Origin of the sequence: Streptomyces cylindrosporus (assembly GCF_022698165.1) — a bacterium.
In the GTDB taxonomy this organism is placed as follows: Bacteria; Actinomycetota; Actinomycetes; order Streptomycetales; family Streptomycetaceae; genus Streptomyces; species Streptomyces cylindrosporus.
In genome coordinates, this window is the sequence record NZ_JALDAY010000004.1 from 35,298 (window position 1) to 49,591 (window position 14,294).

The 14,294-nt window shown below is 72.1% G+C and carries 14 protein-coding genes; 8 read left to right on the forward strand and 6 right to left on the reverse strand.

The annotated features are described in order from the left end of the window. Positions 1-270: 270 nt before the first annotated feature. Genes MQP27_RS12900 through MQP27_RS12915 form a run of 4 tightly spaced genes read right to left on the reverse strand, consistent with a single transcriptional unit; the run spans position 271 to position 3,426 of the window. Positions 271-1,125: an ABC-2 membrane transporter-related protein gene (locus MQP27_RS12900; protein WP_242765161.1), complete on the reverse strand. Its 855-nt coding sequence runs from the start codon at positions 1,123-1,125 to the stop codon at positions 271-273. Continuing rightward, the gene (locus tag MQP27_RS12905; RefSeq protein WP_242765163.1) at positions 1,122-2,123 is read right to left on the reverse strand and encodes an ABC-2 membrane transporter-related protein; all 1,002 of its coding nucleotides are present in this window, start codon (positions 2,121-2,123) and stop codon (positions 1,122-1,124) included. The genes MQP27_RS12900 and MQP27_RS12905 overlap by 4 nt, the downstream gene beginning before the upstream one ends. Further along, complete coding sequence (locus MQP27_RS12910; RefSeq protein ID WP_242765165.1) at positions 2,120-3,025, reverse strand: ABC transporter ATP-binding protein; 906 nt, start codon at positions 3,023-3,025, stop codon at positions 2,120-2,122. Before MQP27_RS12910 ends, MQP27_RS12905 begins: the two co-directional genes overlap by 4 nt. Beyond that, positions 3,022-3,426, reverse strand: coding sequence for a GntR family transcriptional regulator (locus tag MQP27_RS12915; RefSeq protein ID WP_242765167.1), 405 nt, complete (start codon positions 3,424-3,426; stop codon positions 3,022-3,024). Before MQP27_RS12915 ends, MQP27_RS12910 begins: the two co-directional genes overlap by 4 nt. Positions 3,427-3,537: 111 nt before the next feature. Here MQP27_RS12915 and MQP27_RS12920 point away from each other — a divergent pair, with 111 nt between their 5' ends. From MQP27_RS12920 to MQP27_RS12940, 5 genes are read left to right on the forward strand one after another with little or no spacing between them, the layout of a single operon-like run. Beyond that, on the forward strand, positions 3,538-4,077 hold the full coding sequence (locus MQP27_RS12920) for an RNA polymerase sigma factor (RefSeq protein WP_242765169.1): 540 nt from the start codon (positions 3,538-3,540) through the stop codon (positions 4,075-4,077). After that, complete coding sequence (locus MQP27_RS12925; protein ID WP_242765171.1) at positions 4,074-4,910, forward strand: cupin domain-containing protein; 837 nt, start codon at positions 4,074-4,076, stop codon at positions 4,908-4,910. The genes MQP27_RS12920 and MQP27_RS12925 overlap by 4 nt, the downstream gene beginning before the upstream one ends. A 46-nt stretch (positions 4,911-4,956) precedes the next feature. Beyond that, on the forward strand, positions 4,957-5,823 hold the full coding sequence (locus MQP27_RS12930) for an ABC transporter ATP-binding protein (protein ID WP_242765172.1): 867 nt from the start codon (positions 4,957-4,959) through the stop codon (positions 5,821-5,823). Next, on the forward strand, positions 5,820-7,343 hold the full coding sequence (locus MQP27_RS12935) for an ABC transporter permease (RefSeq protein WP_242765174.1): 1,524 nt from the start codon (positions 5,820-5,822) through the stop codon (positions 7,341-7,343). Before MQP27_RS12930 ends, MQP27_RS12935 begins: the two co-directional genes overlap by 4 nt. Then, positions 7,340-8,038, forward strand: a complete 699-nt coding sequence (locus MQP27_RS12940) for an ABC transporter (RefSeq protein WP_242765873.1) — start codon at positions 7,340-7,342, stop codon at positions 8,036-8,038. The genes MQP27_RS12935 and MQP27_RS12940 overlap by 4 nt, the downstream gene beginning before the upstream one ends. On the opposite strand, the gene MQP27_RS12945 is transcribed toward MQP27_RS12940, so the two are convergent. Further along, positions 8,032-9,831, reverse strand: coding sequence for a bifunctional metallophosphatase/5'-nucleotidase (locus tag MQP27_RS12945; protein WP_242765176.1), 1,800 nt, complete (start codon positions 9,829-9,831; stop codon positions 8,032-8,034). The genes MQP27_RS12940 and MQP27_RS12945 overlap by 7 nt on opposite strands. Positions 9,832-10,032: 201 nt before the next feature. Between MQP27_RS12945 and mshD the strand changes: the two genes are divergently transcribed. The 3 genes from mshD (at position 10,033) to MQP27_RS12955 (ending at position 13,586) form a co-directional block, all read left to right on the forward strand. Continuing rightward, positions 10,033-10,959 (forward strand): mycothiol synthase, encoded by a 927-nt coding sequence (gene mshD, locus MQP27_RS12950; protein ID WP_242765178.1) that lies wholly within the window; start codon positions 10,033-10,035, stop codon positions 10,957-10,959. A gap of 613 nt (positions 10,960-11,572) precedes the next feature. Next, a complete protein-coding gene (locus tag MQP27_RS50920; protein ID WP_278196046.1) occupies positions 11,573-11,701 on the forward strand; it encodes a hypothetical protein in 129 nt (42 codons plus the stop codon). Between the two features lie 100 nt (positions 11,702-11,801). After that, a complete protein-coding gene (locus MQP27_RS12955) occupies positions 11,802-13,586 on the forward strand; it encodes an ABC transporter ATP-binding protein (protein WP_242765180.1) in 1,785 nt (594 codons plus the stop codon). On the opposite strand, the gene MQP27_RS12960 is transcribed toward MQP27_RS12955, so the two are convergent. Beyond that, positions 13,576-14,283, reverse strand: a complete 708-nt coding sequence (locus tag MQP27_RS12960) for a response regulator transcription factor (protein WP_242765182.1) — start codon at positions 14,281-14,283, stop codon at positions 13,576-13,578. The genes MQP27_RS12955 and MQP27_RS12960 overlap by 11 nt on opposite strands. Between the last annotated feature and the right edge of the window lie 11 nt (positions 14,284-14,294).

The window sequence follows — 14,294 nt, forward strand, 5'->3', positions numbered from 1 at the left end:
CGGGCGGGAGAGCGGCCACGGTGTGGAGGGCGTCCCCGTTCCCCGCGGTCCCCTCGGAGGGCGGCGAAGGCTCTGGCACGGAGGGCGTCATTGGCCGAGCGTCGCAAGCCCGTCTGAACCGTTGGTTACGGCGACATGGCGTGCGGGATATCGGGGAGCGGCTCCCGGGCGTCTACGCCGGCCGGACCGGCGTAACACCTGGCTGGGAGCCGCCCCCGAGGGTACGTACGTCCGTCCCCCCGTGGAAAGGACGTACGCGGATCGGGTGCGTCACACGGTGCGGCGGGGGAGCAGGCGGAAGGCGATCAGGGTCGCGAGGGCGGCGACGGCGAGGACGATGCCGGTCTCCACGAGGTGCATGGGCCAGAAGTGGGACTGCGGGTGGTAGGTGACGTAATAGCCGTCGGCGCCATGTCCCTTGGTCAGCTGCCAGAGGCCGTTCTGGAGGTCGAAGCGGGTCGCCGAGGTCCGGGTCAGCGTGGGCCAGAAGGAGCCGCGGTGGCGCTCCAGGACGAAGTTGAGGAGCCACATCGCGGCGAGGGAGATGCCGAGGGCGGGCAGGGTGCGGCGGATCAGGAGCGCGGTGAGCGTGCCGACCGCGAGGGCGCACAGCCCGTACGCCACCGTCGCCGGACCGCGGGCCACGAAGACGTCGGCGAAGGTCCAGTCGTCGCCCATCAGGTCCCGGTGGGCGCTCCAGCCCCAGCGGAACGCCAGCACCAGCGCCGTCCCGCCGAGGGTGAGCAGCAGCGCGGGCAGGGCCAGCTTGGCGGTCAGCCAGCGGACGGGGGTGACGCCCTGCGTCCACGCCAGCTTCGCCGTACCCGACTCCAGCTCCCGGCCGATCAGCGCGGCGCCCGCCCAGGCGGCGACCGCGAGGAAGCTGTAGCAGACGAGGGTGCCGATGTAGCCGGTCCGCTCGCTGTAGTTCAGCGCGGTGAGGATGTTGCAGGTCTCGTGGTGCTCGCAGTAGGCCATCTCCCGCTCGCCCCGGTCTGCGGTGACCGTGTTCAGCCAGACCAGCCAGCCGATCACGGCGGCGACGAACGTGCCCCAGACGATCAGTGCCGTTCGGTGCAGCCGCAGAACCGTGCGGGGCAGTCCGGGCAGGGCGAATGTGGTCATACGGCGGCCTCCTCGCGGTGGCGGGCCGTGGCGGTCCGGCGGGTGAGCAGGCGGAAGGCGAGCAGGGTCAGCAGCGCGGCGAGGGCGAGCAGGAGCCCGGCCTCCATCAGGTGCAGCGGCCAGAAGTGGGAGCGGGGGTGGTAGTCGTTGTAGATGCCGACGGCGTCGAGCTTCGTGTACACGTCCTCGCACCTCCCGTTGCAGACCGGCACCGGGATGTGCCGGCCGGTGGAGGTGACGAGGCCGTAGTCGACGTGGAGGCCGTCGACGGCGAAGCCGCTGTCCAGGTCGCCCGTCGTGGTGACGGCCGGCCACAGGTACGGCAGCGCCGACAAGGTGGCGAACCACAGGGCGGCCATCGCGGCCAGAGCGACGCCCAGCGCGGCGAGCGCCCGGCGCACGACCAGGCCCGCGAGGGCCCCGACGACCAGACCGGCGAGGGCGAGACCGACCAGACCGGGGCCGTTGACGGCGAAGGTGAGGGTGTCATACCAGGACTTGCTGGTGTCGATGCGGCCCTCGCCCGCCGACCACATCAGATGGTGCAGCAGGACCAGGAGCCCGGTGCCGACGGCGACCAGGGCGGCCGGCAGGGCCAGCTTGGCGGCGAGCCAGCGGGCCGGGGTCACGCCCTGGGTCCAGGTCAGCTCGGCGGTGCCGTTCTCCAGTTCGCCGCCGGTCAGCGCACCGCCCGCCCAGGCGGCGACCAGGAACGGGAGCAGGAACATGGCCAGCGTGGTGACGTCGTAGACCTTCTTGTAGCGCAGGATCGCGTCCTGGTCGTACGAGCAGCGCGGGTGGTCGCCGCACGCGTTCCACTGCCGCCAGCCCTCGGCGGCGGCGTCCGTCAGCGGGCCCCACAGCCACAGCAGCGCCGCGGCCAGTACGAGGACCAGTCCCGTGAACACGTACAGGGCCGGGCGGTGCAGGCGCAGCAGCCAGCGGGACAGGCGGGGGGACGGGGCGCGGAGCGCGGCGGGGGCGGCCAGGGCGGTCATATCGCGGCCTTCTCGTGCTCGGCCGGGGTGGTGCCCGGGGCCTGGGGGTTGCGCAGGTAGGACAGGACGAGCTCCTCCAGGGAGGGTGTGCTCGTGCGCAGGCTCTCGGGGAGTGGGCCGGACGGCCGGACCAGGGCGGTCAGCTGGCGGCCCGTGGTGCGGGCCTCGACGACCGTGTGCGGGTCGAGGGAGGTCTCCGCGAGGCCGGACACGCGCACGTGCGCGGCGAGGAGGTCGTCGATCTCGCCGGACAGCCGCACCCGGCCGCCGCCGATGAGGAGGAGGTGGTCGCAGGAGCCCTCCAGCTCGGCGACCACGTGCGAGGACATCACGATCGTGGTGCCGTGCTGGGCGGCCTGCGCCATCAGCACGCCCATCAGCTCGTGCCGGGCCAGCGGGTCCAGGTCGGCCATCGGCTCGTCCAGGAGCAGCAGTTCGGGCCGCTTGGCGAGGGCCAGGGCGAGCGCCACGCGGGTGCGCTGGCCGCCGGAGAGGGAGCGGACGCGGGCGGCCGGGTCGAGGCCGCCGTCGGCCACGATCCGCTCGCCGGTCGCCGCGTCCCAGCGGCCGGGGTTCAGATCGGCGCCCATGCGCAGGGTCTCGGCGACGGTCAGCTGCGGGTACAGCGGCTTGTCCTGGGCGACGTAGCCCACGCGGGTGCGGGCCGAGGCCGGGTCGGTGCCGAGGACGGTGACCGTGCCCTCGGTCGGGACCAGCAGGCCGGCGGCGAGGGCGAGGAGCGTGGACTTGCCGGCGCCGTTCGGGCCGACGACCGCGCAGACGCGGCCCGCGGCGAGCTTGAACGTGCAGTCGCGCAGCGCCCAGGCCGGCGCCTTCCAACGGGCGCCGAAGCGCCTGCCCACGGCGGTCGCCTCCAGGGCGAGGCCGGCGGTGTCGGTCATGAAACGTCCCCCAGGCTGTGCTTGTCGGTGAAGTGCTTCTCGAGTACGGCGGTGAAGAGCGCCGCCACGTCCTCCCGGTCCAGGCCGGCCTCGCGGGCCTTCGACGCCCACGCGTCCAGTTCCCCGTGCAGGGGCGACTCGGCCGGAGTGGCGGTGCCCAGTGAGCGGCGTACGAAGGTGCCGAGGCCGCGGCGGGCCTCCACCAGGCCCTCGCGTTCCAGCTCGCGGTAGGCCTTCAGGACGGTGTTCGGGTTTATCGCGGTGGCCTCGACCACCTCGCGCGCGGTGGGCAGCTTGTCTCCCGGCTCCAGGAGGCCCAGCCGGAGGGCCTGCTTGGTCTGCTGGACGATCTGGACGTAGGTGGCGACGCCGGAGCGCCGGTCGATGCGGTACTCGACCACCCGTACAACCACCCTTTCACTAATTGAGTAGTGAAAGGGTGGTTGAAGGGGTCTGAAAAAGTCAAGCGAGATCGCGTGAACCGATCCGCCGTGCCCATCCGATGAGGGGACGTGAGCGAAACGAGAAGCGACGGGGAGCTGCTGCGGTCCGCCGCGGACGGGGACCGGCGCGCCTGCGAGGAGCTGTACCGGCGGTACGCGCCGTGGCTGACCGCCCGGTTGCGCGGCCGGTGCGCCGACGCGGGGATCGTCGACGACGTCGTACAGGAGACGTTCCTGGCGATCTGGCGGGGCAAGGCCCGCTACCGCGAGGACGGTGACGTGGCCGGGTGGCTGTGGCGGATCGGGTCGCGGCGGCTGGTCGACGCGGTGCGCGGCGACGGGGCGCGGGGGCGGCTGCGGCAGGCGCTGGCGCGGCTGCGGCACCGGGACGAGGCGTCCGCGGAGGAGCGCGTGCTCGCGGGGGTGGAGCACGGGGACCTCGCGGGCGCCCTGGTCCGGCTCTCGCCGGAGCTGAGGGCGGTCCTCCAGGCGACGGTCATCGACGGGCTGACCACCCGCGAGGCGGCCGTCCTGCTGGGGATTCCGCCGGGGACGGTCAAGACACGGGCGATGCGGGCCCGCAAGCAGCTGAGGGAGGCGCTGGCATGACGTGGCATGTGGAAGCCGAGGATCTACGGGCCTACGCCCAGGGCGAGTTGGCGGCCCCGATGCTCTGGTCGGCAGACACGCATCTGGTCGCGTGCGCCGAGTGCCGCGGGGTGCTCGCCTCCGTGAGCGATCCCGTCTCCCTCGACGCCGGCTGGGAGCGGCTCGACGCCGAACTCGACGCTCCCCGGCCGGGGTTGTTCGAGCGGACGCTGGTGCGGGTCGGGGTCGCCGATCACGTCGCGCGGCTGCTCGCGGCGACGCCCGTGCTGCGCCGCTCCTGGCTGGGCTCGGTCGTCGCGGTCCTCGTGATGTCCGTCGCGGCCGCCCACTCGGCCCGCAACTCCGCGTCGCCGACCCTGTTCCTGGCCCTCGCGCCGCTGCTCCCGCTCGCCGGGGTCGCGCTGTCGTACGGGCCCGCGCTGGACTCGACGTACGAGATGGCGGTGGTCGCCCCGGTGCACGGGTTCCGGCTGCTGATGATCCGTACCGTCGCCGTCCTCGCCGCCGTGCTCGGCCTCAGCGGGCTCGCGACGCTCGCGCTGCCCGGCTACGGCCTCGGCGCCCTGGCCTGGCTGCTGCCCGCGCTCGCGCTCACCTCGACCGGGCTCGCGCTGTCCGCCCGGCTCGGCCCGGTGCTCGCGCCGTCGCTGGTCGGCGGGGGGTGGGTCGCGGTGCTGCTGGCGGCGAAGGCCGCCGACGCCGGCCCCGGCTCCACGCTCGCGCCGTTCACCGCGGCCGGCCAGGGGGTGGCGGCGGCGGTCGCCGTGCTCGCGGGCGGCCTGCTGTTTCTCGTACGGGACCGATTCGACCGCTTTCGGGGGAGCGCCGCATGACCGCCGTCGCGCCTTCTTTGTCCGACCGCTTCTGGGGGAGTACCGAATGACCACCACCGTTTCCGCCTCCGGGCTGAGTCTGCGCTACGGCGCGACCCGCGCCCTCGACGACGTGTCGCTGCGGCTGACACCGGGCGTCACGGGCCTGCTCGGCCCCAACGGCGCCGGAAAGACGACCCTGTTGCGGGTGCTGGCCACCGCCGTGCCCGCCGACGGCGGAGCCTTCACCGTGCTCGGCCAGGACCCGGGCACGGCGGCCGGCCGGCAGGAGGTGCGGCGGCGGCTCGGCTATCTGCCCCAAACCCCCGGTTTCCACCCGGACTTCACGGCCTTCGAGTTCGTCGACTACGTGGCGATCCTCAAGGAACTGACCGACCGGGGCGCCCGCCACCGCGAGGTGCGGCGCGTGCTCGACCAGGTCGACCTCTCCGAGGTGCGCGGCAAGCGCATCAGGAAGCTGTCCGGCGGTATGCGGCAGCGAGTCGCGCTGGCCGCCGCGCTGGTCGGCGACCCCGGGTTCCTGGTCCTGGACGAGCCGACGGTCGGCCTCGACCCCGAACAGCGCATGCGCTTCCGGGAGTTGATCGCGCAGGCGGGTGAGGGCCGGACCGTCCTCCTGTCCACCCACCAGACCGAGGACGTGGCGATGCTCTGCCACCGCGTGCTCGTGATGGCGGGCGGCGCCATCCGCTTCGACGGCACCCCCGCCGAGCTGACCGCACGGGCCGCGGGCCGCGTCTGGAACAGCACCGGACGCGACCCCGGCGCGAAGGCCGGCTGGCGCACCGGCACCGGCTCCTTCCGCAACGTCGGCAACCCGCCCGAGGGCGCGGACCTCGCCGAACCCACCCTGGAGGACGGCTACTTGCTCACCCTCGACGACGCGGGCGTGCGCGCGGGGGTGGCGGCATGAGCGCGGTGCTGGAAGAAGCGCCCGTGACGGAGCGGACGGCGCACTCCGGCGGGGCCACGTCGGCGACGCTCGACCTGGCGTTGTTCGAGGCGCGGCGACTGCTGACCCGCATACCGATGCTGCTCGCCTTCGCGGCGTACGTCGCCTGGATCGTGTGGCGCACCCCGAAGTTCGAGGACGGCTTCCCCGCCCTGCAGAACGCCGACCGCGCCACCCAGAGCGGCCCGCTGCTGGTCGGCCTCGCGGTGATGCTGTGCGCCAACCACGCGGTGCTGCGCTCGCAACGGCACGACACGGAACGGCACTTCGGGGTCCTGGTGCTCACGCCCGGACGGCGTACGGCGGCGCATGTGCTGTCCGTCGTACCGGCCGTGCTGCTCGTCGCGGTGGGCGTGGCGGGGCAGTTCGGGTGGGAGGCGCTGCGGCCGGGCGCCGTCGGGACCGGTTCGGTGGCCGAACTGCTCGTGGGACCGCTGCTCGTGCTGCTGTTCGGGGCGGTCGGGGTGCTGCTGGCGCGGCTGATCCCGTCCGGGTTCGCGGTGCCGATGGCGATCGTGCTGTTCTTCTTCCTCTTCTTCGCCGGGGCGGTCCCCACGGGGACCGGCGAGCGGGGCACGCGCTGGCTGGCGCCGGTGGTGGGCGAGATGAGCAGCGGCGCCATCCCGTCCGACCTGATGGACCGCCCGGCGGCCTGGCACGCGCTGTACCTGCTCGGGCTCGGCCTGACGGTGGGGCTGCTCGCGGTGGTCGCCGGGGGCGGTCGCGGCTGGGCGCTCAAGGGCGCGGTGGCGGCGGCGCTGGCACTGGCGGTCACGGGCGGGGTGGCGCAGACCTCGGGGCTTCCGGCGAAGACGGTCGTGGCGCGGGCGGCGGCCACCAACAACCCGGAGAAGCAGCAGACTTGCGTGAACCGGGACGGCTCCACGTACTGCTCCTTCCCGGAATGGCAGCCGCGGACGGCCACCTGGGCTTCCGTCGTGCGGCACGTCCAGTCCCTGGCCGGCGGCAGGGCGCACACCCAGCCGGTCCTCGTCCGGCAGCGGATCTACGCCACGGACGGCCTCTACTCCGACGGCGCGATCGACCCTTCGGCCAACCCCTACCAGGTCACGGTCGGCACGGGGTGGGGCGGCAACCGCGTCCCCGAGTTCTCGGCGGCGGTCTCCTCGGTGCTGGTCGCGGGCAGCGAGAAGGCGACGGGCGGGATGTGCGACGGCCGCATGGTCACCGCGATGTGGCTCGCCCTGTCCTGGCAGCCCGACCCGATGCGATCCCTGCGCGACGTCCGCCTGGACGACAGCGTGACGGGCTCGGCGATCGTCCTGTCCCCGACCGACCCGCTCCAGATGACGGCGGGCCAGACGGACGTCGTACGCGAACTGCTCGCGAAGCCGCAGCAGTCCGTTGCCGCGAAGGTGAAGGCCCACTGGGCCGAGCTGACGGCACCCAAGGTGACGAGCGCGCGGGTGGCGGAGCTGCTCGGGGTTGCGGCGCCGAAGGAGGCGGACAAGTGCGACTGAGGGGGGAACGCGGGGCCGGTGAAGTGCGGAGCCTGGTACGGGAGTTGACGCTTCCGGTCCTGCGCACCCTGCCTTGGCGGGCGCTCGCTGCGGGTGGCGGGCTCGGGCTGGGGCTCGCGGGGTTGCTGCGGCTGTACGGCGACTCGCTCGCCGGCTGGTCCGCGTTGACCCTGCTGCGCACCGCCGCCCTCGCCCATGCCCTGGGCCTGGCCTTCCTCCTCGACGACCCGGCCCGCCACACCACCGCGGCGGTACCGACCCGGCGCCCCCTGCGCACGCTGCTCCGGGTCGCGCTGGTCACCCCGGTCACCGTGCTCTGGTGGACGGCGGTCGTCCTGCTGATCCCGTCCGACCTCCGCCCTCCGGTCGGCCCCGTCACCCTGGAGGCCGGCGCGGCCTGCGCCCTGGCGCTCGCCGCGGGAGCCCTCGCGATCCGCCTGACGGACGAACCCCGCCCGGGCCCCTCGGTGGCGGCGGCCCTGCTCTTCACGGCCGTGGTCGGCCCCCTGTCGCTCCCGGCCCGCTGGGCACTGCTCGTCTTCCCACAGGACAAGAGGTGGGAGGCGTCGCACGAACGGTGGGGGATGGTGCTGGCGGCGACCGTTGTGGTGTGGGTGGCGTGTCTGGGGGAGCCGGTGCGGCGGCGGAGGCTGTTCCGCCGTCGCACCGGCTCATATGTCCCAAGTGGTCACTGAACGATCGTGATCCGGTTCGCCACCGGCGGTGCGATCGGCGCGGATGCCGACGAGTTCGCCGTCAGGTACTCCACCAGCGCGGCCAGGTCGTCGCCGCCGACCAGGTCGTTCGTGCCCTGGCCCAGGGTCGTGAAGCCGTCGCCGCCGCCCGCGAGGAAGCTGTTCGTCGCGACGCGGTAGGTGGCGGCCGGGTCGATCGCCGTGCCGTTCAGCTTGATGGAGTCCGTCACCACGCGGTCCGCGCCGGACTTCGTCAGGTCCAGCGTGTAGGAGAGGTTCGCCGACGGCTGGAGGATCTTCGGGGAGGCGGCGTTGGTGCCGCTCACCTGCTCCCTCAGCACCTGGATGAGCTGTGCGCCGGTGAAGTCCTGGAGGTTGACCGTGTTGGAGAACGGCTGGACCGTGAAGCCCTCGGCGTACGTCACCACACCGTCGCCCTCGCTCCCCTTCGCCGCGTAGGTCAGACCCGCCCGCACCCCGCCCGGGTTCATCAGCGCGAGGTCGGTCTCCGCGTCCAGCTCCCTGCCGTACGCCAGTTGCGCGTCGGCGATGAGGTCGCCCATCGGCGACTCCGTGCCGGTGTTGGAGACGTCCGCCGAGATGTGGCCGATCGCGCGGTTGCCGATCGGGGCGGCGAGGGTGTTCCACTTGGCGATCAGCTCGGTCAGGTCCGGCGCCTTGGCGACGGTCCGGGTCACCACGTGGTTCGCCGATTTCACCGACGTACGGGCGATGTCACCCGTCCAACGGTCGTACGTGAGGGTCGTGTCGGTGTAGAGGCGGCCGAAGGAGGCGGCCGAGGTGACCATGCGCGGCTTGCCCGCCGGGTCCGGGATCGTGCAGACGTACGCCGCGTGCGTGTGGCCGGTGACCAGCGCGTCGACCGACGGCGAGATGTTCTTCGCGATGTCCACGATCGGGCCGGAGATGCCGCTGCCCGCGCTCCCGGAGTCGCAGTCGTAGTTGTACGAGCCGGAGGCCGGCAGCCCGCCCTCGTGGATGAGGGCCACGATCGACTTCACGCCCTGCGCCTGGAGCACGCGCGCGTACTTGTTGATCGTCTCGACCTCGTCCTTGAACTTCAGGCCCTTGACGCCCTCGGCGGACACCACACCCGGGGTGTCCTCCAGCGTCACGCCGATGAAGCCGACCTTGACGTCCTTCTTCTTCCAGACCCAGTACGGCTTGAGGATCGGCCTGTTCGTCTTCTCGTCGAGGACGTTCGCGGCGAGGTAGGGGAAGTCGGCGCCCTCGAACTCCTCGTCCGTGTAGCAGCCGTCGGTCGGGTGGCAGCCGCCGTTCTGCAGGCGGGCCAGCTCCCTCGCGCCCTCGTCGAACTCGTGGTTGCCGACGCTCGTGACGTCCAGGTCCAGCTTGTTCAGCGCCTCGATGGTGGGCTCGTCGTGGAAGAGACCCGAGATCAGCGGGGAGGCGCCGACCATGTCGCCGCCCGCCGCGGTGATGGAGTACGCCTTGCCCTTGCGGGCCTCACGCAGATGCGTCGCGAGGTACTCGACACCACCGGCGTCGATCGTCTTCGTCGTACCGTCCGCCTGAAGCTCGGTGACCCGGCCCGACGAACCCGACGGGGGTTCGAGGTTGCCGTGCAGGTCGTTGAAGGAGAGCAGCTGGACGTCCTGGTAGCGGCTCGGGAGATGACCGCCGCCCTTGCTCTCGTGCGCGTCGGCCGGCAGCGCGGCCGCGAGGGCACCGGCGGTGGCGAGCGCGGCGGCCGCGGCCAGCAGTCGGTAGGCCCGTCTGCGGCGCGGGTACGGCTGTGTGGTGGCTGGCATACGCCCCCCTGTGGGTCGGCAGCCCCGCTGTGGGTCTGCTGAGTGTCATGGCCCCGTCCGGCGGCAGCCTAGGGTCAACGCGCGTAGCGCGACAGGGGGTTCTTGGTTACATCCTGGTTTCCCTTTGCCCTCCGCTTTGCCTTTACGTCCGGTTCGCCACCCGCCCCCACTTTGACGGCCGACGCCTTTACCCTCGTACGCATGACCAGCGACGACACCGCAAACGCGGGCCGGACCCGCTCCATCGAGACCCACTCCGCGCTCTCCCCCGGGCAGACCGAGGCCGTGCTCGCCCTGCTGGCGGAGGCCGCCAAGAACGACGGCCGGCAGGCGGTGTCCGAGCAGGGCCGGCTGCAACTGCGCGACGGCGAGCGCGAGGGCGTCTCCCATCTGCTGCTCACGGTCGGCGAGGAACTCGTCGGCTACGCGCAGCTGGAGGACACCGACCCCGTGGAGGCGCCGGCCGCCGAACTGGTCGTGCACCCCGCGCACCGCGGGCACGGGCACGGGCGGGCGCTGGGCTCGGCCCTGCTCGCCGCGTCCGGCAAGCGGCTGCGGGTGTGGGCGCACGGCGGCCACTCCGCCGCCCGGCATCTCGCGCAGGTCCTCGGGCTCACCCTCTTCCGTGAACTGCGCCAGATGCGGCGGCCGTTGGAGGGGCTGAACCTGTCCGAGCCGGTGCTGCCGCTGGACGTGACCGTGCGGACCTTCGTGCCCGGCCAGGACGACGCGGCCTGGCTCGCGGTGAACGCGGCGGCCTTCGCCCACCATCCCGAGCAGGGCTCGCTGACCCAGCGGGACCTCGACGCCCGCATGGCCGAGCCCTGGTTCGACCCGGCCGGCTTCTTCCTCGCCTTCCGCGGCGACGAACTCGTCGGCTTCCACTGGACGAAGGTGCACGCGGAAGAGCGGCTGGGCGAGGTGTACGTGCTGGGAGTGCGGCCCGGCGAGCAGGGCGGGGGGCTCGGCAAGGCGCTCACCACGATCGGGCTGCGGCACCTGGAGGCGCAGGGGCTGCCGACGGCGATGCTCTACGTCGACGCCGACAACAAGGCGGCGGTGTCCGTGTACGAGCGGCTCGGCTTCACCACGTACGAGACGGACCTGATGTACCGCACGGAGACGTGACGCCCCTCCCCGCCCGCAGACGGCCGCCGGTCACAGACCGGCGGCCGTTCCCTTTTCCCGCGTAAATTCTGTGTGAGCGCGGTTCCAGTTCCGGGGTTTGTGTAGCAGTTTAAATTCAGAGGCAACCCACATCGATCCTTATTGACGTCTAAGGCAATTCGGCTTTTCCGGCTTCGGAAATGCCGTAGTGTTTTCCATGTCGAAAGCGAACGGCGCGGACGACACCGAAACGAAGGAGAGCACGATGAGCTTCCACAAGATCGCCCCGGTCAAGAAGACCCACAAGCCCGCCCCGGCCCCCAAGAAGAAGCCGGTCAAGAAGGCCGCCCCGGCCCCGAAGCGCCGCCCGGTCGGCCACAAGTAAGTCACTCGTAAAGAAGAAGAACGTAAAGAAACCAGGGAGGGAAACATCATGAGCTTCCACAAGATCGTCCCCGTCAAGAAGACCCGCAAGCCCGCTCCCGCGCCCAAGAAGCCCGCTCCGAAGAAGCCGGCCCCGAAGCGGCGCCCGGTCGAGCACAAGCACTGACGCAGAATTTACCCACGTAAATCACAGGCAATTGCAGCAGATCGGTAGAAGGACTGTTGCAGAACAGTAGCGAGGGACACAGACATGAGCTTCAAGAAGATCGCCCCGGTCAAGAAGAACGACTGCAAGAAGGCCGCGCCCGCCGCGAAGCGCGCCGCCAAGCCCGCGCCGAAGAAGGCCCCGAAGCGCCGCCCCGTCGGCCACCAGGGCTGAGCCGTCCCGTGAGGCGGGGTCACCGGTTAGCGAGCGAGCTCGCGCCGGTGGCCCCGCCTCGGCCATGCCGTGGCCACCGTGCCCCCGAAGGGAGTTGATCATGAGAGAGGTCCGCGAGGCCTTCCGCCGCTTCTGGCCGCTGACCCGCGGTGACCGCAAGTGGCTGGCGGCGATCGTCGCGTGCGTGGTGGTGTCCGCGCTCGCCGAGACCGCCTCGATCCTGCTGTTCGCCGAGCTCACCGACAACGCCCTGAAGGCCGGTTCGATCACCGCGTTCTGGGGTCCGGCCGGCGCCTGGCTGGGCGTGGCCGCGCTCGGCGCGCTCGTCGGCTACTTCGGCAACTCGCTCGCCACCTGGACCGCGGAGAGATTCGTCCTGCGGCTGCGGGCGAAGGTCTTCCGGCACGTCCAGGACCTGCCCCCGCACTTCTTCCAGAAGCACCGCCAGGGCGACCTGGTGGAGCGGCTGACCGGTGACGTCGAGGCCATCGAGCAGATGGTCGTCTCCGGCGTGGTCGGCACCGTCTCCGCCGCCTTCTCGGCGGTCTTCTACTCCGCCGCCGCCCTCTACCTCCGCTGGGACCTGGCCCTGGCCACCTTCGTCCTGGCCCCCCTCTTCCTCCTGGCCGCGCGCCGCTTCTCCGGCCGTATCCGCACGGCCTCGCAGGACGAGCGGGTCGCCGACGGCGCGATCACCTCCGTGGTCGAGGAGTCGCTCGGCAACATCGTGCTGACGCAGGCGTACAACCGCCGCGCGGACGAGGAGAAGCGCCTCGACCGCGAGGCACGCGCCTGGATGCGGGCGAGCGTGCGCGGCGCACGGCTGAGCGAGATGTACGAGCAGTTCGTCGAGGTCGTCGAGACGCTGTGCGTGCTCGCGGTGATCGGCCTCGGGGTGTGGGAGATCTCCGCCGACCGCATGACGCTGGGCCAACTGCTCGCCTTCGCCGCGTTCATCGGCTACCTCTACCCGCCGGTCCGCAGCCTCGGCCAGCTCGGCCTCACCCTCACCGCGGCGACGGCGGGCGCCCAGCGCCTCAACGAGATCCTGGACTCGGAGCCGGCCGTTACCGACCCCGCCGAACCGGTCGCCCCCTGGCCCGCGCGCGGCTGGGTCGCCTTCCACGACGTCTCCTTCCGCTACCCGGAGTCCCGCCGCGCCTCCCTGCGCGACGTGAGCTTCACCGCGAGCCCCGGCGAGCTGGTGATCGTCACCGGCTCCAGCGGCGCCGGCAAGTCCACCCTCTCCAAGCTCCTCACCCGCTTCTACGACCCCGCGCAGGGCACCATCACCCTGGACGGCGTCCCGCTCACCGACGTGTCACTGGAGTTCCTGCGCGAGAACGTCGCGCTGCTCCCGCAGGAGACCCTCATCCTCAACGGCACCATCCGCGAGAACATCGCCTGCGGCCGCCCCGGCGCGAGCGACGAGGAGATCGAGCGGGCGGCACAGGAGGCGGCGGCGCACAACTTCATCACCGCACTGCCCGAGGGTTACGACACCCACATCGCGCCCGGCACGGCCGCGCTGTCCGGCGGCCAGCTCCAGCGGGTCGCCATCGCCCGCGCGATGCTGCGCGCGGCACCGGTCCTCGTCCTGGACGAGCCGACCGCCGGCCTCGACGCGGTGGCCGCCCGCCAGGTGGTGGCGCCGCTGCGGAAGCTGATGGCGGGCCGTACGACGATCATGATCACGCACGATCTGAGCCTCGCGCCGGACGCGGACCGGATCCTGGTCGTGCACCGCGGGCGCCTGGTCGAGTCGGGCACCCACAAGGAACTGCTCGCCAAGCAGGGCGCCTACGCGGCGCTCGCCGAGCCGCTGCCGGACGCGGTGGCGGACGTACCGCCGACGGTGGACGAGACGATGATCCTCAGGTGGTAGCCCTGAGGGTGTAGCCGAGTCCCCGTACGGTCTGGATGAGCCGCGGTTCGCCGCGGCTCTCCGTTTTGCGCCGCAGGTACATGACGTACACGTCGAGGGTGTTGGAGGTCGGCTCGAAGTCGAAGCCCCACACGTCCTTGAGGATCTGCCCGCGGCTGAGCACCTTGCCCGCGTGCCGCATCAGGTACTCCAGCAGGGCGTACTCGGTCCTGGTGAGGTCGAGGGGGCGGTCGGCGCGGGTGACGGTGCGGGTGCGCGGGTCCAGGGCGAGGTCCTGGAAGCGGAGCCGGTGGTCGGGGACGGGCTCGGTCGGCTGCCGGGGGACACGGCGCAGCAACGCCCTTACCCGCGCGAGGAGTTCCTCGGCGGCGAAGGGCTTCATGAGATACCCGTCCGCGCCGTTGTCGAGGGCGACGATCCGGTCGCCCACGGCATCCCGCCCGGTGATCATCAGGATCGGCACGGTGGACCCGGAGGCCCGGATCCGCCGGGTGGCGGCCAGCCCGTCGAGGCCGGGCATGGTGACGTCCATCAGCACGAGATCGGGCGCCCCCTCGGGCACGCCGAGCAGGTCGAGGGCGGTACGCCCGTCCCCGGCGAGCAGGGTGTCGTACCCCTCGAACCGGAGCAGCCGCCCGATCCCCTCCCGCACGGCCTCGTCGTCGTCGGCCAGCAGAACCGTTGTCTTCCGAGCCATCTGAACAAGGT